The sequence below is a fragment of the Streptomyces incanus genome, from assembly GCF_042656345.1.
Classification (GTDB): domain Bacteria; phylum Actinomycetota; class Actinomycetes; order Streptomycetales; family Streptomycetaceae; genus Streptomyces; species Streptomyces incanus.
Window position 1 is genome coordinate 68,595 of record NZ_JBHSPC010000164.1, and the last position, 20,298, is coordinate 88,892.

The window sequence follows — 20,298 nt, forward strand, 5'->3', positions numbered from 1 at the left end:
AGGGATGAGCGCGCAGGGTGCGGCCGGGCGGGCTGTGCGGCCGGGCGCGTTCGGCGGGTCCCCGGCCGGGGGTGAGACGCGCCCGAGGGCGGATTCACCGTGTGCACGGTCCGCCACCGGCCGCTGGTGGCGGACCGTGCCGTTGCGCGGAGCCGAGCCTGGGTGGAAGGGTGGAACCAGGCACCGGCTCGGGGGACGCCCGGGGCTTCGGAGAACCGGGGTGCGGTTGGTGCCAGTGCCCCGTGCAGGCGCGGCCCGGAACGGGCCACGGCGGGAACGGGCCCGTCCCCACCCCCTGGAGGTCCCCGTGAACAGAGCCGGCGGTTGGGGAGACGACGTCTACCAGCCCGATGGATCCGAGGTCCAGGACGACGCCGGACTGCTCGACGCCGAGGACACTCTCGAGAACGACGGGGTCGACGATCCCCTCGACCGGGGCTGGTCCCCTCCCGAGCGGCCGTGGGCCGTGGAGCACCGCGGTGTGACGGCGTCGGAGCGCAGGGCGGGCGAGACCCTGGACCAGCGGCTCGCCGAGGAGCGGCCCGATCTCACCGCCGCCGACGGTGACAACCTCGGCGACAGCGAGGGCACCGACGGCGAGCTCCTGGACAACGAGGTCGGTGCCGTGCGCTCCGGCCGGCTCGTGGCCCCCGACGAAGGGGCGCACGAGGACGAGGAGACCGCCCTGCTCGCCACGGACGTCGGCATCGACGGGGCGGCGGCCTCGGCCGAGGAGGCCGCCGTGCATGTCGTCGACGAGGACACCCTGCCCGGCTGACCTCACCGTTTCACGGCCGTGACGGCCGTCACGGCCGTCCGAACGGCGCAGGCCATCCATGCCGTCATCCGGACCGATCACATCGCGCGCGCCGCACGCATCGCCCACGTCGCACGAGGAGCGTCCATGCAGCAGGACAAGCACCCCGACTACCGCCCCGTCGTCTTCCGCGACCGGGCCGCCGGATATGCCTTCCTGACCCGGTCCACCGCGACCAGCGAGCAGACGATCGAGTGGGACGACGGCGAGACCTACCCGGTCGTGGAGGTGGAGATCTCCTCGGAGAGCCACCCCTTCTACACGGGCACGGCACGGACCGTGGACACGGAAGGACGCGTCGCACGCTTCCAGCGCCGCTACGGTGGTGAAAGCTCCGGCTGAGCCGGCGACGGCGACCACCGGGCATCCACCGTCGACGACGGCCGGTCGTCCGCGTCTCAGATCACGTTGAGCGCCGCCGCGCAGCCCACTCCGCCGAGCAGCATGAACGCCGGCATCAGCACCTTGAGCTCCACCCAGCTGCCCGCCCGGAACCGCATCGCCTTGGGCGGACCTATGGGGTACCAGCGCTTGCGTCCCACCGGTATGGGCCACAGGATCGGGCAGCCCGAGACGGTCAGGGCGTCCCCGATGTCGTGCACCAGCGCGCCCAGGACGATCGGCAGCCCCAGCCACAGGTACTCCTGGCCGGGCTCCGTGAACAGCCAGGCGGCGCCGTTGCCCGGCTCGTCCAGGATGTCCGCGAGGATCCACGCGCTGGTCGCGGCGAGCAGCCACACCAGTACGTCGCTGCTGGCACCCCGCGTAGCCCGCCACAGCAGGCCCTCGATGGCCAGCACCATGTGGACGAAGAGAATGGCCAGCACCGCCCACCGGCCGCCCGTGATCGCCAGGACGGAAGCGCCCCCACCGATCAGGACCGCCCACAGCCAGGTGTGGGTGAGGGTGCGGTGACCGCCGGAACGGCGCGGGTCGCCCGGTTTCCTGGTGGCCTTGTAGACGGCGTACGACAGCTTGTCGACGATCTCGCACAGCCTCTTGGACACGGGGCCGAAGGACCGCGATATCGTCGCCGCCTTGTGGTCCAGGTCCGGGGCGAGGGCGGCGCCGGCACAGATCAGAGCGCCGACCAGAAGCACCGGCCAGGGCATCGGCTTTCCGGCGGCGGCCATCGCCGCGCCTACACCGAGCCATGCCGCGGCACCCGACAGTGAGTGTGCTGGTCCCATCATCCCCGTTGCCCGCCCCATCCGCTTGTGCCGCTGTCCAGTTGACCAGGTGCGTTGACGCCCCTTCGGCGACACAGCGTAGCGTTCGCGATCTTCATACCCGAATCCGATTCCCGCGCGGGGCCCGGCGGCAGGCAAGATGGGGGCGTGACCCTCATCGATCAGCTGCCGCCGACCGCCGACCCCGACGCCCTGTACGAAGCCTTCGAGTCGTGGGCGGGGGAACGTGGTCTCACGCTCTACCCCCACCAGGAGGAGGCGCTGATCGAGGTGGTCTCCGGGGCGAACGTGATCGTCTCGACCCCGACCGGCTCGGGCAAGAGCATGATCGCGGCCGCCGCCCACTTCGCCGCGCTGGCTCGGGACGAGGTCACCTTCTACACGGCACCGATCAAGGCGCTGGTGTCGGAGAAGTTCTTCGAGCTGTGCAAGATCTTCGGCACGGAGAACGTCGGCATGCTGACCGGCGACGCGTCCGTGAACGCCGATGCCCCGGTCATCTGCTGCACCGCCGAGGTGCTGGCGTCGATCGCGCTGCGTGACGGCAGGAACGCCGACGTCGGCCAGGTCGTCATGGACGAGTTCCACTTCTACGCGGAGCAGGACCGCGGCTGGGCGTGGCAGATTCCGCTGCTGGAACTGCCGCAGGCACAGTTCGTGCTGATGTCGGCGACGCTCGGCGACGTCTCCTTCTTCGAGAAGGACCTCGCCCGCCGCACCGGCCGCCCCACGTCGGTGGTCCGCTCGGCGATCCGGCCGGTCCCGCTGTCCTACGAGTACCGCTACACGCCGCTCACCGAGACGCTCACGGACCTGCTGGCGGCCCGGCAGGCTCCGGTCTACATCGTGCACTTCACGCAGGCCCAGGCGGTGGAGCGGGCGCAGGCGCTGATGAGCATCAACATGTGCACGCGCGAGGAGAAGGACAGGATCGCCGACCTGATCGGCAGCTTCCGCTTCACCACCAAGTTCGGCCGCAACCTCTCCCGTTACGTCCGGCACGGCATCGGTGTGCACCATGCCGGCATGCTGCCCAAGTACCGGCGGCTGGTGGAGAAGCTCGCGCAGGCCGGTCTGCTGAAGGTCATCTGCGGTACGGACACGCTGGGCGTGGGGGTCAACGTCCCGATCCGCACGGTGCTGTTCACCGCCCTGACCAAGTACGACGGGAACCGGGTGCGCACGCTGCGGGCCCGCGAGTTCCACCAGATCGCGGGTCGGGCCGGACGGGCCGGCTTCGACACCGAGGGGTTCGTCGTCGCGCAGGCCCCCGAGCACGTCGTCGAGAACGAGAAGGCGCTGGCCAAGGCGGGCGACGACCCGAAGAAGCGCCGAAAGGTCGTCCGCAAGAAGGCGCCGGAGGGGTTCGTCGCCTGGTCGGAGCAGACTTTCGAGAAGCTCATCGGTTCCGAGCCCGAGCCGCTGACCTCCCGTTTCCGGGTGACGCACACCATGCTGCTGTCGGTGATCGCACGGCCCGGGAACGCCTTCGCGGCGATGCGTCACCTCCTCGAGGACAACCACGAGCCGCGCAAGCAGCAGCTGCGGCACATCCGGCGGGCGATCGCCATCTACCGGTCCCTGCTGGACGGCGGCATCGTCGAGAAGCTGGACACACCGGATGCCGAGGGGCGGATCGTCCGGCTCACCGTGGATCTGCAGCAGGACTTCGCGCTGAACCAGCCGTTGTCCACCTTCGCGCTGGCCGCGTTCGAGCTGCTGGACCCCGAGTCGCCTTCCTACGCGCTCGACATGGTGTCCGTGGTGGAGTCCACGCTGGACGACCCGCGCCAGATCCTCGCCGCACAGCAGAACAAGGCGCGCGGTGAGGCGGTCGCCCTGATGAAGGCGGACGGCGTCGAGTACGAGGAGCGCATGGAGCGCCTTCAGGACATCACGTACCCGAAGCCGCTGGAGGAACTGCTCTTCCACGCGTACGACACCTACCGCAAGAGTCACCCGTGGGTCGGTGACCATCCGCTGTCGCCGAAGTCCGTGGTGCGGGACATGTACGAACGGGCGATGTCCTTCACGGAGTTGGTGTCCCACTACGAGCTGGCCCGGACCGAGGGCATCGTGCTGCGGTACCTGGCCAGCGCCTTCAAGGCCCTGGACCACACCGTCCCGGACGATCTGAAGTCCGAGGATCTCCAGGATCTGATCGCCTGGCTGGGCGAGATGGTGCGTCAGGTCGACTCGAGTCTGCTGGACGAGTGGGAGCAGCTGGCCAATCCCGCGGAGATGACCGCCGAGGAGGCCCAGGAGAAGGCCGACCAGGTCAAGCCGGTCACCGCCAACGCGCGCGCCTTCCGCGTCCTGGTCCGCAACGCCATGTTCCGCCGTGTCGAACTGGCCGCTCTGGACCAGGTGGAGGCGCTGGGCGAGCTGGACGCCGAGGCCGGCTGGGATGCCGACGCCTGGGGCGAGGCGATGGACAAGTACTGGGACGAGTACGAGGAACTCGGCACCGGTCCCGACGCCCGCGGTCCCAAGCTGCTGCTGATCGACGAGGAGCCGGACAATGGACTGTGGCGGGTCCGGCAGATCTTCGACGACCCGAACGGCGACCACGACTGGGGAGTCAGCGCCCAGGTCGACCTCACCGCCTCCGACGCGGAGGGCCGTGCGGTCGTCCGGGTCACCACTGTCGGCCAGCTGTGAACGCAGGAGCGTAGCGCCCATGACGAACCCGACCGAGAGCCTCGTCGCCCTGCTCGACCTGGAGCAGATCGAGGTCGACATCTTCCGTGGCCGCAGTCCGCAGGAGTCGCTGCAGCGGGTCTTCGGCGGCCAGGTGGCCGGCCAGGCGCTGGTCGCCGCGGGCCGCACCACGGAGGGCGGCCGCCCCGTGCACTCGCTGCACGCGTACTTCCTGCGCCCCGGGCGGCCCGGGGTACCGATCGTGTACCAGGTCGAGCGGGTACGGGACGGCCGGTCCTTCACGACCCGCCGGGTCACCGCCGTGCAGCAGGGCCGCACGATCTTCACTCTCACCGCCTCCTTCCACAAACCTGAACAGGGGAGTTTCGAGCACCAACTGCCGCCGGCCCGCGAGGTCCCGGATCCGGAGTCGCTGCCGACCGTCGTAGAGGAGATCCGCGGGCATCTGGGCGAGCTGCCGGAGCAGTTGGAGCGGATGGCCCACCGTCAGCCCTTCGACATCCGCTACGCGGACCGGCTGCGCTGGGACCCGGACGACGTCAAGGACGCCGAACCGCGCAGCGCCGTGTGGATGCGCGCGATGGGCCCGCTCGGCGACGATCCGCTGGTTCACACCTGCGCCCTGACCTATGCCAGCGACATGACGCTGCTGGATGCCGTCCGGCTCCCGGTGGAACCCCTGTGGGGCCCGCGCGGCTTCGACATGGCGTCGCTGGACCACGCGATGTGGTTCCACCGCCCGTTCCGCGCGGACGAGTGGTTCCTGTACGACCAGGAGTCGCCGATCGCCGTGGGCGGGCGTGGTCTGGCCCGAGGGCGGATCTACGACCGCGAGGGGCGGATGTTGGTGTCCGTCGTCCAGGAGGGGCTGTTCCGGGCTCTGTAGACCACCGGGCGCATCACCCGGGCCGGCTGGTCAGTGGTCGGCCGGTCAGGGGACAGCCGGTCCTCGGTTTCTGCCGCGCCACCGGGCGAGCAGCGCGCGGAACGCCCCGCGTGGGCGTTCCGGCTCCCGGGGAGCCTGCCCGGCCGGGGCGGGGCGGGGCGGGGCGGAAGCCGGACGGGGTGCCGGCCGGTGTTCGCGGGCCTCTGCCAGCATCTGTGCGAGCTCCGCCTGGAACCAGGCGATCTCGTCGGGGTCCTGAGCGGTCACGAGGGTTTCCGTGAGGACGGCCCCGGGTGAGCCAGGGGAGCCGTGGGAAGGCCTTTCTGGACAGAACCGGCTGAGGTGGGAACGCTCGTAGGGGTCCTTGACGACCTCGCAGATGTGGGGCGGGTCGAGCAGGGACGCGAGGGCTCCGGCGCGCGACCACGGGTCGGTGGCCCGACGGAGCAGGATTGCCAGACGGCGGGTGCGCCAGTTGCGGGCCCGCAGGTCGAGGCCGGTGTCGAGCTGTCCCCTGAGGTTGTCGGACGCGCGGCCCCTCAGCAACGGGGTGTTCTTCTCGTCGGCCGTGAACTGCCGTAGCTCCTCGGCGAGATAGAGCCAGACCACGGCACGGTAGCGGTTGAGGTAGAACCTCGTGGGGGCCAGCAGCCCCAGCCGGGCCAGGCGCGTGAAACGGTCCTTCGTCACCCCCATGAGCAGCGCGCCCTCCGTGGTGCCCACGGTCCTGACGCTCTCGCGCAGAGCCTCCGGGTGACCTGGCCGGGCGCGGAGCCGTTCGAGTTCGGCGCGGTCCACGCGGCGGCCGGCTCCCCGCCCGCCGGGGGTGGTACGGATCCGGCCGAGGTCCACAGCGAGGTCGAACTCGCTGGGCTTGAGGCCGAGTTCCCGTGCCGCGCGACCTGCCGCGACCCAGGAACCGACGGTCGTGACTTCGTGTGTGGCGGTGTTTTCGGACATGCTCGTCTCCCCCGTGGAGTGCGCTCGGCCGACGCCGTGTGCGCCGCCCGGAGAAAACCGTAGCGGATCCGTCACTCTTCGTGACGGATCTGTGGATAACTCCACTGGGGCCGACGAACGTACAGGTCAGGTACCTGTGGGGTCGTCGGGTTCCGGTCGGCGGGCGTCCACGTCCAGGTGTTCGCCGACCCGATTGACCAGCAGCGTCATTTCGTACGCGATCCGGCCGATGTCGGCCTCGGCCGCGCTGAGCACGCACAGGCAACTGCCTGTACCGGCCGCGGTGACGAAGAGCACCGCTTCGTCGAACTCGATCATCGTCTGGCGCATCCCGCCCGCGCCGAAATGCTGTCCGGAGCCCTTGGCGAGGCTGTGCAGTCCGGACGAGACCGCGGCTAAGTACTCCGCGTCCTCGCGTCGAAGCCCCGTGCTCGTCCCCGTCACCAGCCCGTCGTTGGACAGGACCAGCGCGTGCCGTACCTCCTCGACTCTCTGGGTCAGGTCGTCCAGCAGCCAGTCGAGTCCCCGATTTTGTGTCATGTCGCGAATCTCCCCCTTGCTCTTCCCCGTATGGATCCCTCCGTCAGCCTTCCCCACGGCCGGGCGGCGGACAAGGAGGATAGGAGCCATGGGACAGACGATGACCGATGAGGAATGGCGGGGGTTCGTCTCGTACGGAACCCGCACCGCGAAGCTTTCCACCGTGCGCGCCGACGGCAGTCCGCACGTGGCGCCGATCTGGTTCGTGCTCGACGGGGACGACGTGGTGTTCAACACCGGCAAGGAGACGGTGAAGGGACGCAATCTGGCCCGTGACGGCCGGGTCGCCCTGTGCGTGGACGACGACCGGCCGCCGTTCGCCTTCGTGGTGCTGCAGGGCCGGGCGCGGATCTCGGAGGATCCCGAGGACCTGGTGCGCTGGGCCACGCGGATCGCCGGGCGGTACATGGGCCAGGACCGTGCCGAGGAGTTCGGAGCGCGCAACGGTGTGCCGGGCGAGCTCCTTGTCCGTGCCGCCGTCGAGAAGGTCCTGTCGGAGAAGGGCGTCGCGGACTGATCGCCGGGCCGCGGCACGGAGTGACGCGGCCCGGATGCCCTCACGCGGGGGGACACGGCCAGGGGCCTCCGTGGCCGGATCCAGTGCCTCGGCGGCGGGTGCGATCGCGCAGGACGGTACGTCTCCGGGGCTCGCCGGGTGTTGGGGTCCGGGCCGTTCGGTGGGGGATCATGCCGGGCATGAGCGACGACCACACACATGTCCAGGAGTTCTTCACCGCGCGTGCCGCCGACTGGGACCGCCGCTTCCCCGACGACGGTCCGGCCTACGCGGCGGCGGTGGCCGAGCTGGGGCTGCGCGAGGGCGCCCGGGTGCTCGACGCCGGCTGCGGCACCGGACGGGCCCTGCCGCCGCTGCGTGCGGCCGTGGGCCCCTCCGGAACGGTCCTCGGGGCGGATCTGACCCCGGCCATGCTGCGGGAGGCCGCGCGGGCCGGACGGGGCCACGACGGGGTGCTGCTACTCACCGACGTCTCCGTGCTGCCGCTGCGCTCGGGATCGCTCGACGCCGTGTTCGCGGCGGGCCTGATCGCGCACCTGCCCCACCCGGCCGAGAATCTCCGGGAGCTCGCGCGGGTGGTGCGTCTCGGTGGCGTGCTCGCGCTGTTCCACCCGATCGGCAGGGTGGCGCTCGCCGCGCGTCAGGGCCGCTCGATCACGCCGGACGACCTCCGCGCGGAGCCGAACCTCCGTCCGCTGCTGGCCGGTTCGGGCTGGCGCATGACGTCGTACGTCGACGAGGACGCCCGGTTCCTGACGCTGGCCGTCCGCGCGGACTGAGCGCCCGCCCTCGCGTCGGGCCTCTCGGTCCACGTGCCGCACCGGGCAACCCGCGGCCACGGTACCGGGTGCGTGCCCAGGTCCTCCCGCCGGTGACCATGCGGGGGACGGAGCGGCCCGGTACGAATACCACGGACGACGCGGGTGTCCACCGGCACGAGCACCTGCCCGCGCAGACCTCGGCGGCGTCGAACAGGAGATTCTTCAGGCGCGTGCGCTGTTGAGCCCTGATTTCGTAAACGAGTGAACTCTGAAGGGGACGGTTGAATGATTCCAGCCGTTCGAAGCACCTCGCCCCGCTGTCCCTTCTGCCGCGGACGCTCCAAACTCTACGTTGAGTGGCAGGACAGGACATGGATGTTCGGTGAGGAAAATCGCTCAGGGGAAAGGTGGACTGGATGTGGGGCAGGGTTCGCAGGATCGGGGGCAAGGTGGGGGACAACCTGCGCGCGGAGGAGAGGACCGAGCGGGAGGAGCGTCCGCACAATCTGTTCGAGGCCGCCGCAGCGTACGTCTCGGCCTGTGCGGAGGACGATCAGGAGAGGATCGACGAGGTGACCGGCTGGGTGTCGCCGGAGGCGCTGGCGTTCGGGGTGAACGAGTTGGCGTGCCGGGCGGTCATTGCGCTCGCGCGCGAGCGCGACGCGTCTCCGCGAACGGTCGCGCGGCACCTGCTGGGGCTTCCGGCAACCTGATCCGGCCGGGAGTGCGTGGCCGATTCGCCCCGTCGGGCCGCAGCTCCGGGTGCGGCTGCGAGGTCGTGACAAGAGGCTCGGGGGCGGATTAGTGTGCGCGCCGGTGGACGAAACCGACGGGGAGGCTGGAATGGCCGGGACGGACGAGGAAGCCGTCGCCGCCGCGGACGACGCGCTCTATGTGCTGACGGCGGCGCTGCTGACGCCGGCGAAGTTCCCGAGCGTGCTGGGCGACGACTACCCGGAAGCGTGCGCGGCGCTCGGTCTCCCCCCGCTCGCCGACGGGTACGGGCTGGTGCTCGGCCAGGACGGTGAGGGCGCCCGGTGGACCGTCGCGGTCGACGACGTGTCGCTGGTCGCCGTCGCGATCGCTTCCTGGGACTGCGGCATGGAGCACGATCTGTCTCCGGAGGAGCGCACGGTCGTCGCGGCGCTGCCCGGCTGGCCCCTCGCGGTCGCCGTGGCGGCTCCGAACGTGCCCGCGCCGCACGATCCCGGCCCCGAGGTCGCCGACGGGCCCCTGCTGGCGCCGCCCGACTCCGACGCCTGGGGGCCGGCGCAGCGGCGTCTGGGTGCTGACGAGATCGCGCTCCAGTGGGCGCTCTGGCGGGAACAGGTCGGTGACTCGGCGTTCCCTGTTCCGGGCGGCTCCGTGGATGCCTCCGACAGCGCCGGGGAAGCCGCCGGTGACGGCCCGGCCGACGGCGGTCCGGCCGACGAGAGCACGACTGCGGAGCAGCCGAGGGGGGGTGCTCCGTCCGGCGACGGCGCCTCGGCCGACGGCCCGAACGGGCAGCAGACGGGCCACAGCGGCATTCGGCGGGTCCTGGCGGAGGCACGTGCCTACGTCTCCTCGCCGCCGCCGCTCGGCCGGGTCCGCTCGTCCTTCGCGCCGGGCGACGCCCGCACGCTGCGTGCCGATGGGCCCGGCTGGTCCCTGGTGGCCAGGACCGACGACATGGCGTTCGTCCTGCTCGACGACGAGCCCGGCGAGGTCCTCCCGGTGGGCAGGGGGCCGGAACTGCCGGGTCTTCTGGAGGGCCTGGACAGGATCGCCGTACGGCCGCTCTGAACCGCGCCCGGCGGGGGCGTCTGGCTCCGTATGAGGTGTGCGCCTGCCTTCGCATGCGGTGTGAACCTCCATGCGAAGGCGCCGTCCCGTGGGGCGCCGACCCATCGATGATGGCAGCGTTGGGCCCGCACCAGGGGGCAGCTTCGTGCTCCATACCGTGCCCTCTTCCGCTTCCCGTCCTTCCTGGAGGCCGTCCGCCCGTCCCTCGGCATTCCGTTGCTCGCCGTCACCCTCGCGGCGGCAGCCCTCACCGCTCCGGCTCCGGCCGCCGCTGCCGGAGACGAACACTGTGCGCGCCAGGAGCGTGTGCGGGTGCCGGGCGCGGCCCACCAGCACACCACCTGTCTGGCCGATCCGACCACCACGGAGCTGGCCGGCACCCCGTACACCGACCTGGCGGACCAGGCGGGGCTGACCGCGGCCGCCACCCGGTCGCCGTCCGAAGTGCCCGGCATTCAGGTCGACGGGTACTTCCCGGACTCCTCCCGCTTCAACACGACGCACGGCTGGGCGCACGACGCACAGTTCGTGATCCGGCTGCCCGACCGGTGGAACGGCGGGCTGGTCGTCACGGGCGCACCCGGCACCCGCAAGCAGTACGCGACCGACAAGGCCATCTCCGACCGGGTACTGGCCCAGGGGGACGCGTACGCCTCGACGGACAAGGGCAACAACGGGGTCGACTTCTACCGTGACGGGACCCGGCCCGGTGACGCGGTGGCCGAGTGGAACACCCGGACCACGCAGCTCACCCGGGCGGCCAAGCGCGCGGTGGCCCACCGCTACGGGCATGCCCCGCGCCGGACGTACATGACCGGCATCTCCAACGGCGGCTATCTCACCCGCCGGCAGCTGGAGAACCACCCGGAGCCGTACGACGGCGGCGTGGACCGGGAGGGCGCGCTGTGGGCCGCCGACGGGACCGGTCTGTTCACCACCCTGCCGGTCACGGTGGCCCGGATGTTCGGCACGGCACGGGACGAGGACCTGCGCGCGGTGGGCTTCGCACCGGGCTCCGAGTTCCTGTGGCCGTACCACGAGAAGGCCTACTGGGGTGTCACGCAGAAGATCTACCGCGCCGAGTTCGACCCGGCCTACGATCCCGCTTGCCCGGGGCCCTCGGCCGGGACCACGGTGGAGCAGATCCTGGCGCCGTGCGCGTCCGACGCCACGTACGACTACGCCTCACGTCCCGCCTCCGTGCACCGCGCTGCGGCCCGGGCGGCACTGACCGGGCGTATCGGCCGGCCGCTGATCACGCTGCACGGTGATCTGGACGCGCTGCTGCCGAAGGCCGCCCACTCCGATGTGTACGCCCGCATGATCGACGCGAAGGGCCGGGGGCCGCTGCACCGCTACTACACGGTGCAGGGCGGCACCCACGTCGACGGGCTGTACGACACCCATCCGGACCGGCTGCGGCCGATCCTGCCCTGCTACCGGTCGGCGTTCGACACTCTGACCGCATGGGTGGAGCGCGGAGTCAGGCCGCCCGCGGACCGGACGATCGGCAGGCCCGCGGACGGTGACGTGGTCAACTCCTGCGCACTGGACGGTGCTGGGGCGGCGGCGCGGTAGCAGGGGCCGAGCAGGGACCCGATCTTCCGGGACGGGCCCCTGCGTCTCAGCGGCCCAGCTCCTTGCGCGAAACGCGGCGCAACCTGCTCCGCTGCGAGGGGTCCAGGGCGAGGTACGCGGCAGCCGGGACTCCCAGGATGATCAGGAGCGCCGCCCACCAGGGCAGCCAGATGAGCAGGATGAGCCCGGCCGCCACACCCCCCGCGGCGATCTTGGCATTCTTCGACATGGTGTCGCCTCCTTCGCGGCCACTGCCGCTCTCTGTCGTGAAAACGGCTCCGCGCTCCCGGCGGTTCCGACCGCGACCCTGAGACGTCCCTGAGGTTCGCCCCCTAGGGTTCCCTCAGGGGGCGTCGCCGACTCACCGAATCCTCGGCTCGTCGGTCCCTCCGAACGGAGCACGACCGCGTATCCATGGTGTCCCAGTTCATATCCCACGCCTACCCGGTCGGCCCCGGCCGTGCTGTACTCTCGGCGACTCCGACCCGCTAGTCAAGTTTGATGAATCAAGGATTTCGTGAGCGCTGCGCAGACGACTCCCGTGCTTCCCTCTCCCGCCCAGTACGCCGACCTGGCCCGCTGCTCCGCCGTATTCGTACCCGGCGACCCCGCCCGCACCGGCCGCATGGCCTTCTGGCGGCCCGACGGGTCGGCTCCCCCTGTAGTGGACACGGCGCAGGTCGAGGAGCTGACCGTCGTCGTGCCCGGCGGCGAGGGGGTGCAGGCGGTGGGCGTCCCCGCGGTGCTGCTGCCGGTGCGTGCCGCCCTGCCCGTCCTCACGCGCGCACGGGCCGACGGCGACGGGCACCCGGCCGCCGTCTTCTGGGGTGCCGCCGCCGTGCACGCGCTGCGTCTGGTGGCGCGCGGTCTGCTGCTGCCGGGGCTGTCCCCGGCCGGTCACGACGCCTGGCGCACGGGTCCGCTGGACGCGGAGGACATCGAGGCCGTGCGTCGGCTCGCCGCCGCGATGCCGCCCGAGTCGCACGCCCAGCCGCTGGACGGCACCGGGCCCCTGCGGCTGCCCGACCCCGAACGGCTGCTGCGCGCCTTCCTCGACGCGGTCGCCGACACCCTGCCCCGCTCCCCCGCCGCGCCCCTGGTGACCGGCTCCCCCACCTTCGCCGTGCCCGAGCCTCAGCACCTGCCCGCACTGCGCGACTGGGCCGCCGACGTTGCCGCGGGCCACGACGCGGGCGTACGCCTGTCGCTGCGCATCGAAGTGCACGGCCTCACCGACGCGCCGGAGACCTGGGCCGCGCCGAAGACGCAGGAGGCGCCGGGTGCCACGGACCACACCGACCCCGCCACCCACCCCATCGACGACAGCACCGCCGACGGCACCGACGCCACGTTCCGGGCCGTGCTCCAGGTGCACGGCGTGAGCGATCCCGCCCTCGTCGCGGACGCCACTGACGTGTGGGCCGGGGCCGCGGAAAGACAGGATGGCCCGGTCGGCTCAGCCGGCGCGAACGACGGCTTCGGACCGCGGGCCCGGATGGACACGCTGCTCGCGCTGCGCCGGGCCGCCCGCGCCTGGGCCCCGCTCACCCCCCTGCTGTCGGCGACCGTGCCCGACGCGGTCGAACTCGCCGACGAGGAGGTCACCGAGCTCCTCGGGGAAGGCGCGAGGGCGCTCGCGGCCGCGGGCGTCGACGTGCACTGGCCCAAGGAGCTGACCCGCGAACTGACCACCCGCGCGGAGATCGGTCCCGCCGGCGGGGAGCGGCCACCCGGCCGGGCAGGTTTCAAGAACGCTTCCCAGCAACCGTCCTTCCTGTCGGCCGGCGCGCTGCTCGCCTTCGACTGGTCGTTCGCCCTGGGCGACCGGACGCTCACCCGCGCGGAGCTGGACCGGCTCGCGGAGACCAAACGCCCCGTCGTGCGGCTGCGCGACCAATGGGTGCTGATCGACCCCCAGGAGGTACTCCGCGCCCGAGCGCGCCAGGACCACGAGGTCACCCCCGTCGACGCGCTCGGCGCGGCCCTGAGCGGCTCGGTGGAGGTGGACGGCCGCCGGTTCGAGGTGCGTCCCACCGGCTGGCTGGCGACCCTGCGGGGCCGGCTCGCGGACCCCGAGTCCCAGGAGCCCGTCCCGCAGCCTGCGGCCCTCGCCGCCACGCTGCGGGACTACCAGCGGCGCGGGCTGAACTGGCTGGCCCACATGACGTCTGTGGGCCTGGGCTGCTGTCTCGCCGACGACATGGGGCTCGGCAAGACGATCACCCTGATCGCCCTGCATCTGCACCGGCAGTCCGACCCCGCGTCCGCCGGGCCCACCCTCGTGGTCTGCCCGGCCTCCCTGATGGGCAACTGGCAGCGGGAGATCGAACGGTTCGCGCCGGGCACCCCGGTCCGCCGCTTCCACGGTGCGCACCGCTCGCTGGACGGCCTGGCCGACGGCGAGTTCGTGCTCACCACATACGGCACCATGCGCCTGGACGCTCCCCGGCTCGCCGAAGTGTCCTGGGGGATGGTCGTCGCCGACGAGGCTCAGCACGTGAAGAACCCGTACGCGGCGACGGCCCGGCAGTTGCGGTCCATCGGCGCACGCGCGCGCGTGGCACTCACCGGCACGCCGGTGGAGAACAATCTCTCGGAGCTGTGGGCCGTCCTCGACTGGACGACGCCCGGACTGCTGGGCCGGCTCGGCACCTTCCGCAGGCGGTACGCGGATGCCGTGGAGGGTGGGACGGACCCTGCCGCGGCGGAGCGGCTGACCCGGCTGGTACGGCCGTTCCTGCTGCGCCGCCGCAAGTCGGACCCGGGGATCGTGCCCGAGCTGCCGCCGAAGACGGAGACCGATCACGCGGTGTCGCTCACGCCGGAGCAGGCGGCTCTGTACGAGGCCGTGGTCCGCGAGGCCCTGGCCGAGATCTCCGGCACCTCCGGCGTCTTGGGGACCGATGGCATGGCGCGGCGGGGAATGATCGTGAAGCTGCTGACCGGGCTGAAGCAGATCTGCAACCACCCGGCGCAGTTCCTCAAGGAGGAGCGACCGGCGCTCACGGGACGGTCCGGGAAGCTCGAACTGCTCGACGAACTCCTCGACACCGTGCTCGCCGAACAGGCCTGCACGCTGGTCTTCACGCAGTACGTGCAGATGGCGCGGCTTCTGGAGCGGCACCTCGCCGCGCGGGGTGTGCCGTCGCAGTTCCTGCACGGTGGCACACCGATCGCCGAACGCGAGGCGATGGTGAGGCGCTTCCAGGACGGCGAGGTCCCGGTCTTCCTGCTGTCGCTCAAGGCGGCGGGCACCGGGCTGAACCTCACCCGCGCCGAGCATGTCGTGCACTACGACCGCTGGTGGAACCCCGCCGTGGAGGCGCAGGCCACGGACCGCGCGTACCGCATCGGCCAGACCCGGCCGGTGCAGGTGCACCGGCTGATCGCCGAGGGCACGATCGAGGACCGCATCGCCGAACTGCTGGTCCGCAAGCGCGAGCTGGCGGACTCGGTGCTCGGCTCCGGCGAGGCGGCGCTCACGGAGCTGACGGACGCGGAACTGGCGGATCTGGTGGCACTGCGAGGGGAACCGCGATGACCCGGTACGACGGTGACGGAGCAGACAGGGAAGACACCGACGACTGGTACGAGCCGGAGGGAGCCCCGGTGGGCGGGACCGACCCGGACGGAACCGACCCGGAGGGGAGCGACGGCGGGGCCGGCGCGGAGCGGACGTTCGCCGCGCTGCCTCCCGCGCGGGGACGCGGTTTCGCGCAGACCTGGTGGGGCCGGGCCTGGCTGACGGCGCTGGAGGGCACGGCGCTGGACGCCCAGCAGCTCAAGGCGGGCCGCCGGCTCGCCCGCGCGGGAGCGGTCGGCGCCGTGTCCGTACGGCCGGGGCGGATCACGGCCGTCGTGCAGGACCGTGACCGCACGGCGCACCGCGCGGACGTGCTGTTGCAGGAACTGTCCGACGAGCAGTGGGACCGCTTCCTGGACATGACCGTCGAGCGGGCCGGGCATGTGGCAGCGCTGCTCGACCGGGAGATGCCGGCGCATCTGATGGAGGACGCGGAGCTGGCCGGGGTCGAACTGCTGCCGGGCCTGGGCGATCTGGAGCCGGAGTGCGACTGCGGAGCGTGGGACCACTGCGGTCACACGGCGGCGCTCTGCTACCAGGTGGCCCGGCTGCTGGACCATGACCCGTTCGTCCTGCTCCTGGTACGGGGACGCGGTGAGCGCGCCCTGCTGGACGCGCTCCAGTCGCGTGGCGGGCCGTCCTCCGCCTCCGGGAAGCGGCCGCGGCCGGAGGGTGTGGACGCGGCCGAGGCGTTCGCGGCGGGCGGCATCCGGCCTGCGCTGCCCTGCGGGCCCCCGCTCCCCGCGGAGCCGGGGGTGCCGCCGTCTCTGGACACGGACGAGCCGCCCCCTGCCGGAGTCGACGCGTCCGCCCTGGAGTTCCTCGCCGCGCGGACCGCCATACAGGCCCACCGTCTGCTGGCGGAGGCACTTCGGGAGGGACATGAGCGGCGCCCGGCGGCGCCGAAACCAACGGTGGCGCGGGACGCGGTGCGACTGGCCGCCGGTGAGCCCCCGCGCGCCGTGACGGCCCGGCTCGCCGACGGTTCGGGCCGTGGCCGGGAAGGCCTGGCGGTGGCGGTACGGGCCTGGCGCCAGGGCGGTGCGGCGGCGCTGACCGTGCTCGACGAGGAGTGGGCGGTGGACGCCGAGGCCCTCGCACGCGCGCGTGCCGCCCTCGAGTCGGCCTGGGCCGAGAGCGACGAGGCCGAGCGGCCGACGTTCCGGGCCCGCGCCAACCGCTGGACCCTCGACGGCGGGCGGATCCAGCTGCGACTCGGGCGTGACGGCCGATGGTGGCCGTACCGCAAGGAGCGCGGCCGTTGGGTCCCGGCCGGAGGCGCCGCCCAGGACCCGGCAACCGCCCTGGCCACAGCGGACCCAGAGGCGCGAACGGAGGCCCGCGCGGAGCCGGAGCCAGAGCCGGATGCGGCGGCAGGGCGGCCCTCCGGGACATAGCCCTCCCGGAGCACCGTCGTGCCGGCCCTCGCACGCCCACGCGCTCCGCTCGGTTCAGCGCAGCGCGGCCTCCCCCGGGGACGGCGGGAACGATTCGAGGCCGCTCGGCAGGTTGCTGGGCACGCCGCTCGGCAGGTCGGTGGGCAGGTTCGGCAGCTCGGTCGGCAGCGAGCTCTCCAGGCCGCTGGGCAGCTCGCTCGGGAAGTCCGACGGCAGTTCGGTGGGGAAGCCGGACGGCAGCAGGCTCTCCAGATCACTGGGGAGTTCGGACGGGAGGCCCGGGGGCGGCTCCGCCGAGCCGTCGGTCCGGCTCCCTGTGGGCCGGTCGTCCGGCGAGCCGTCGTCTCCCGACCCCATCAGCACGATGACGGTGACGGCCACCACGGCCACGATCGCGGCGAGCACGATGAGCAGGAAATTCCGGCGCCCGCCGGGACCGCGCGCCGAGCCGCCTCCGCCGTCGGGCGGGCCCGGCGGCGGAGGGGGGTCCTGTGGCGGCGGTGCGCCGCCGTACGAGGGAGGTCCGAAGCCGCCGCCCGGGGGCGGCGTGTCACCCGGCGAACCGGGCGGCTGGGGCGGTACCGGTGGCGTGGCCATACCGACCATGGTCGCCTCGGACGTACCCCGGGTGCGACCGTCTTGCGCGGAATTCGCCACGGAGTCGGACGTCGGGTTCCGGGTCCGGGGCCGGAAATCGGCGTCGGACAGTCTCCGCGCGGTGCCGGACGGCTTCGGCGCGGAGGCCGTCCGGCACCGCGCGGTGGGGGCGGGGCCGACGCGCGAAAGCACCGTGCCGGCCCCGCCCCCACGCCCGCAGCAGACCCTGGCAGGCCTCCGGGGCCCCTGGAGCCGGGAACTCAGCCCCGGGCGCCCAGCAGGTGATCCATCGCCAGCTGGTCGAGGCGCTCGAAGCCCATCCCGCGCGCGGCGGCGGCCTCGGCGTCGAAGTCCTCGAAGGCGGACCGGTCGCCGAGCAGGGCCTGGAGGCCGTCGGCCGCCGTGGGTTCGGCCAGCTGGTCCAGGCGGGCGGCGCGCAGCGCCTCCTGCACCTCGGGGTCGGAACGGAAGGCGGCCGCGCGGTCCTTGAGGATGAGGTAGTTGCGCATGCAGCCGGCCGCCGAGGCCCACACACCGTCGAGGTCCTCGGTCCGCGGCGGCTTGAAGTCGAAGTGCTTCGGGCCGCTGTAGCCGGCCGACTCCAGCAGGTCCACCAGCCAGAACGCGGCGCGCAGGTCGCCGGCGCCGAAGCGGAGGTCCTGGTCGTACTTGATGCCGGACTGGCCGTTGAGGTCGATGTGGAACAGCTTGCCGGCCCACAGCGCCTGCGCGATGCCGTGCGGGAAGTTCAGCCCGGCCATCTGCTCGTGGCCGACCTCGGGGTTGACGCCGTACAGCTCGGGCCGCTCCAGGCGCTCGATGAACGCCAGGGCGTGGCCGACGGTCGGCAGCAGGATGTCGCCGCGCGGCTCGTTCGGCTTGGGCTCGATGGCGAAGCGGAGGTCGTAGCCCTGGGAGGTGACGTACTCGCCGAGCAGGTCGAAGGCCTCCTTCATCCGGTCCAGGGCGACCCGCACGTCCTTGGCGGCACCGGACTCGGCGCCCTCGCGGCCGCCCCAGGCCACGTACACCTCGGCGCCGAGCTCGACCGCGAGGTCGATGTTGCGGACGGTCTTGCGCAGCGCGTAGCGGCGCACGTCGCGGTCGTTGGCGGTGAACGCGCCGTCCTTGAACACCGGGTGGGTGAACAGGTTGGTCGTCGCCATCGGCACCTTCATGCCGGTGGAGTCCAGCGCCTGGCGGAACCGCTTGATGTGCCCCTCGCGCTCACTGTCGCTCGAGCCGAACGGGATCAGGTCGTCGTCGTGGAAGGTGACGCCGTGGGCGCCCAGTTCGGACAGGCGCTGCACCGACTCGACCGGGTCGAGGGCGCGTCGGGTGGCGTCACCGAACGGATCCCGTCCCTGCCAGCCGACGGTCCACAGGCCGAAGGTGAACCTGTCCTCGGGGGTGGGCTGGTAGTTCATGCCGCGGCTCCTTGCTCGCTGAGACTATTTCGTCATGGCGATTTACAAATTAGTATGCAACAGCATCTCTGGGAAGATGGTCAGCCCGCCGAGCCGCGCTAAAGGGAGAAATCGATGTCAGCAGCCGAGGGTCCGCTCGTCGTCGGCGTGGACACGTCCACCCAGTCCACCAAGGCACTGGTCGTCGACGTGGCCACCGGCCGGGTCGTGGCGAGCGGCCAGGCACCGCACACGGTGACATCGGGAGCGGGCCGCGAGAGCGATCCCCGTCAGTGGTGGGACGCCCTGACCGAGGCGCTGCGCCAGTGCGGCCAGGCGGCACACGAGGCCGCCGCGGTGTCGATCGGCGGCCAGCAGCACGGGCTGGTCACCCTGGACACTCACGGCGAGCCGGTACGCCCGGCGCTGCTGTGGAACGACGTGCGCTCCGCGCCCCAGGCCCACCGGCTGACCGAGGAGCTGGGCGGCGCGAAGTTCTGGGCCGAGCGCACCGGAAGCGTGCCGGCCGCCTCCTTCACGGTCACCAAGTGGGCCTGGCTGGCGGAGCATGAGCCGGAGGCGGTCCGTGCCGCCAAGGCCGTCCGGCTCCCCCACGACTACCTGACCGAACGGCTCACCGGGCAGGGCACGACCGATCGCGGCGACGCCTCCGGTACCGGCTGGTGGGCCTCCGGGACCGAGGCGTACGACGAGGAGATCCTCGCGCACGTAGGGCTGGACCCGGCGCTGCTCCCCCGGGTCGTGCGCCCCGGCGAGGTGGCCGGGACCGTGCGCGAGAGCCATGACCTGCCGTTCTCCAAGGGCACCCTGGTGGCGTGCGGCACCGGGGACAACGCGGCTGCCGCGCTGGGGCTTGGCATACGACCCGGCACGCCGGTGATGAGCCTCGGCACCTCGGGCACGGTGTACGCGGTGTCGCGGCGGCGGCCCGCCGACCCGACCGGCATCGTGGCGGGCTTCGCCGACGCGCGCGGCGACTGGCTGCCGCTCGCCTGCACGCTCAACTGCACCCTCGCCGTGGACCGGGTCGCGACGCTGCTGGGCCTGGACCGCGAGGCCGTCGAACCGGGCACCGGCATCACGCTCCTGCCCTTCCTGGACGGCGAGCGCACCCCGAACCTGCCGCACGCGTCCGGGCTGCTGCACGGGCTGCGCCACGACACGAGCGGTGGCCAGCTGCTCCAGGCCGCCTACGACGGTGCCGTGCACTCGCTGCTGGGCGCGCTGGACCGCGTGGTCGACGAGGACGCGGACCCGTCGGCGCCCCTGCTGCTGATCGGCGGCGGCGCGCGGGGCACGGCCTGGCAGCAGACCGTACGGCGGCTGTCGGGGCGGCCCGTGCAGGTGCCCGAGGCACGGGAGCTGGTCGCGCTGGGGGCGGCGGCGCAGGCGGCCGGTTTGCTCACCGGCGAGGACCCGGCCGCGGTCGCCCGCCGCTGGGACACGGCCGCGGGGCCGGTGCTGGAGGCGGTGGAGCGGGACGAGGAGACGCTGGCCAGGATCGCCGGGGTACTCTCCGACGCGGCCCCGCTCCTGGAGCGCGGCACGGACACCGCCTGACGGCCAAGAACCGATTCACGACCGATTCACGACCGACCG

At 72.4% G+C, this 20,298-nt stretch carries 18 protein-coding genes; 12 read left to right on the forward strand and 6 right to left on the reverse strand.

The window, feature by feature from the left end; translation table 11 throughout:
* Positions 1-307: 307 nt before the first annotated feature.
* Positions 308-778 carry a DUF5709 domain-containing protein gene (locus ACFP2V_RS36495; protein WP_381220276.1) on the forward strand — a complete coding sequence of 157 codons (471 nt, stop codon included), beginning with the start codon at positions 308-310 and terminating at the stop codon, positions 776-778.
* Between the two features lie 126 nt (positions 779-904).
* On the forward strand, positions 905-1,159 hold the full coding sequence (locus ACFP2V_RS36500) for a type B 50S ribosomal protein L31 (protein ID WP_381220279.1): 255 nt from the start codon (positions 905-907) through the stop codon (positions 1,157-1,159).
* A 56-nt stretch (positions 1,160-1,215) separates the two neighbouring features.
* On the opposite strand, the gene ACFP2V_RS36505 is transcribed toward ACFP2V_RS36500, so the two are convergent.
* Complete coding sequence (locus ACFP2V_RS36505) at positions 1,216-2,010, reverse strand: metal-dependent hydrolase (protein WP_381220282.1); 795 nt, start codon at positions 2,008-2,010, stop codon at positions 1,216-1,218.
* A 144-nt stretch (positions 2,011-2,154) separates the two neighbouring features.
* Between ACFP2V_RS36505 and ACFP2V_RS36510 the strand changes: the two genes are divergently transcribed.
* Both ACFP2V_RS36510 and ACFP2V_RS36515 read left to right on the forward strand, forming a co-directional pair.
* Positions 2,155-4,668 (forward strand): DEAD/DEAH box helicase, encoded by a 2,514-nt coding sequence (locus ACFP2V_RS36510; protein WP_381220285.1) that lies wholly within the window; start codon positions 2,155-2,157, stop codon positions 4,666-4,668.
* A gap of 19 nt (positions 4,669-4,687) precedes the next feature.
* Positions 4,688-5,554, forward strand: coding sequence for an acyl-CoA thioesterase (locus tag ACFP2V_RS36515; RefSeq protein WP_381220288.1), 867 nt, complete (start codon positions 4,688-4,690; stop codon positions 5,552-5,554).
* Positions 5,555-5,599: 45 nt separating this feature from the next.
* Here ACFP2V_RS36515 and ACFP2V_RS36520 read toward each other — a convergent pair whose 3' ends face one another.
* Together ACFP2V_RS36520 and ACFP2V_RS36525 are read right to left on the reverse strand one after the other, a co-directional pair.
* Positions 5,600-6,514, reverse strand: coding sequence for a DUF6397 family protein (locus ACFP2V_RS36520; RefSeq protein WP_381220291.1), 915 nt, complete (start codon positions 6,512-6,514; stop codon positions 5,600-5,602).
* Between the two features lie 126 nt (positions 6,515-6,640).
* Positions 6,641-7,054, reverse strand: a complete 414-nt coding sequence (locus ACFP2V_RS36525) for a roadblock/LC7 domain-containing protein (protein ID WP_381220293.1) — start codon at positions 7,052-7,054, stop codon at positions 6,641-6,643.
* 88 nt (positions 7,055-7,142) lie between these two features.
* Between ACFP2V_RS36525 and ACFP2V_RS36530 the strand changes: the two genes are divergently transcribed.
* From ACFP2V_RS36530 to ACFP2V_RS36550, 5 genes are all read left to right on the forward strand, one after another.
* Positions 7,143-7,571 carry a PPOX class F420-dependent oxidoreductase gene (locus ACFP2V_RS36530; protein WP_381220296.1) on the forward strand — a complete coding sequence of 143 codons (429 nt, stop codon included), beginning with the start codon at positions 7,143-7,145 and terminating at the stop codon, positions 7,569-7,571.
* Between the two features lie 179 nt (positions 7,572-7,750).
* Positions 7,751-8,350 carry a class I SAM-dependent methyltransferase gene (locus tag ACFP2V_RS36535; protein ID WP_381220299.1) on the forward strand — a complete coding sequence of 200 codons (600 nt, stop codon included), beginning with the start codon at positions 7,751-7,753 and terminating at the stop codon, positions 8,348-8,350.
* A gap of 398 nt (positions 8,351-8,748) precedes the next feature.
* Positions 8,749-9,045: a hypothetical protein gene (locus tag ACFP2V_RS36540; protein WP_381220302.1), complete on the forward strand. Its 297-nt coding sequence runs from the start codon at positions 8,749-8,751 to the stop codon at positions 9,043-9,045.
* Between the two features lie 130 nt (positions 9,046-9,175).
* Positions 9,176-10,117: a hypothetical protein gene (locus ACFP2V_RS36545; RefSeq protein WP_381220305.1), complete on the forward strand. Its 942-nt coding sequence runs from the start codon at positions 9,176-9,178 to the stop codon at positions 10,115-10,117.
* 183 nt (positions 10,118-10,300) lie between these two features.
* Positions 10,301-11,695 (forward strand): tannase/feruloyl esterase family alpha/beta hydrolase, encoded by a 1,395-nt coding sequence (locus ACFP2V_RS36550; protein WP_381220577.1) that lies wholly within the window; start codon positions 10,301-10,303, stop codon positions 11,693-11,695.
* A gap of 46 nt (positions 11,696-11,741) precedes the next feature.
* On the opposite strand, the gene ACFP2V_RS36555 is transcribed toward ACFP2V_RS36550, so the two are convergent.
* Positions 11,742-11,924 carry a hypothetical protein gene (locus tag ACFP2V_RS36555; RefSeq protein WP_266075280.1) on the reverse strand — a complete coding sequence of 61 codons (183 nt, stop codon included), beginning with the start codon at positions 11,922-11,924 and terminating at the stop codon, positions 11,742-11,744.
* 396 nt (positions 11,925-12,320) lie between these two features.
* Here ACFP2V_RS36555 and ACFP2V_RS36560 point away from each other — a divergent pair, with 396 nt between their 5' ends.
* Complete coding sequence (locus ACFP2V_RS36560; protein ID WP_381220580.1) at positions 12,321-15,236, forward strand: DEAD/DEAH box helicase; 2,916 nt, start codon at positions 12,321-12,323, stop codon at positions 15,234-15,236.
* Complete coding sequence (locus tag ACFP2V_RS36565; RefSeq protein WP_381220308.1) at positions 15,233-16,675, forward strand: SWF or SNF family helicase; 1,443 nt, start codon at positions 15,233-15,235, stop codon at positions 16,673-16,675. Before ACFP2V_RS36560 ends, ACFP2V_RS36565 begins: the two co-directional genes overlap by 4 nt.
* Before the next feature lie 54 nt (positions 16,676-16,729).
* Here the strand turns inward: ACFP2V_RS36565 and ACFP2V_RS36570 are convergent, their stop codons facing one another.
* Together ACFP2V_RS36570 and xylA are read right to left on the reverse strand one after the other, a co-directional pair.
* Entirely contained in the window at positions 16,730-17,080 is a 351-nt protein-coding gene (locus ACFP2V_RS36570; protein ID WP_381220310.1) for a hypothetical protein, read from the reverse strand.
* 452 nt (positions 17,081-17,532) lie between these two features.
* Positions 17,533-18,699: a xylose isomerase gene (gene xylA, locus ACFP2V_RS36575; RefSeq protein ID WP_381220313.1), complete on the reverse strand. Its 1,167-nt coding sequence runs from the start codon at positions 18,697-18,699 to the stop codon at positions 17,533-17,535.
* A 114-nt stretch (positions 18,700-18,813) separates the two neighbouring features.
* On the opposite strand from xylA, the gene xylB reads away from it, so the two are divergent.
* The gene (xylB, locus tag ACFP2V_RS36580; RefSeq protein WP_381220317.1) at positions 18,814-20,259 is read left to right on the forward strand and encodes a xylulokinase; all 1,446 of its coding nucleotides are present in this window, start codon (positions 18,814-18,816) and stop codon (positions 20,257-20,259) included.
* Positions 20,260-20,298: the final 39 nt, after the last annotated feature.

Coding starts and splice junctions, on each gene's coding strand:
- xylB (WP_381220317.1), top strand. CDS start 18,814: ATGTCAGCAGCCGAGGGTCCGCTCGTCGTCGGCGTGGACACGTCCACC.
- ACFP2V_RS36515 (WP_381220288.1), top strand. CDS start 4,688: ATGACGAACCCGACCGAGAGCCTCGTCGCCCTGCTCGACCTGGAGCAG.
- ACFP2V_RS36500 (WP_381220279.1), top strand. CDS start 905: ATGCAGCAGGACAAGCACCCCGACTACCGCCCCGTCGTCTTCCGCGAC.
- ACFP2V_RS36530 (WP_381220296.1), top strand. CDS start 7,143: ATGGGACAGACGATGACCGATGAGGAATGGCGGGGGTTCGTCTCGTAC.
- xylA (WP_381220313.1), bottom strand. CDS start 18,699: ATGAACTACCAGCCCACCCCCGAGGACAGGTTCACCTTCGGCCTGTGG.
- ACFP2V_RS36525 (WP_381220293.1), bottom strand. CDS start 7,054: ATGACACAAAATCGGGGACTCGACTGGCTGCTGGACGACCTGACCCAG.
- ACFP2V_RS36565 (WP_381220308.1), top strand. CDS start 15,233: ATGACCCGGTACGACGGTGACGGAGCAGACAGGGAAGACACCGACGAC.
- ACFP2V_RS36555 (WP_266075280.1), bottom strand. CDS start 11,924: ATGTCGAAGAATGCCAAGATCGCCGCGGGGGGTGTGGCGGCCGGGCTC.
- ACFP2V_RS36505 (WP_381220282.1), bottom strand. CDS start 2,010: ATGATGGGACCAGCACACTCACTGTCGGGTGCCGCGGCATGGCTCGGT.
- ACFP2V_RS36520 (WP_381220291.1), bottom strand. CDS start 6,514: ATGTCCGAAAACACCGCCACACACGAAGTCACGACCGTCGGTTCCTGG.
- ACFP2V_RS36545 (WP_381220305.1), top strand. CDS start 9,176: ATGGCCGGGACGGACGAGGAAGCCGTCGCCGCCGCGGACGACGCGCTC.
- ACFP2V_RS36535 (WP_381220299.1), top strand. CDS start 7,751: ATGAGCGACGACCACACACATGTCCAGGAGTTCTTCACCGCGCGTGCC.
- ACFP2V_RS36560 (WP_381220580.1), top strand. CDS start 12,321: ATGGCCTTCTGGCGGCCCGACGGGTCGGCTCCCCCTGTAGTGGACACG.
- ACFP2V_RS36540 (WP_381220302.1), top strand. CDS start 8,749: ATGTGGGGCAGGGTTCGCAGGATCGGGGGCAAGGTGGGGGACAACCTG.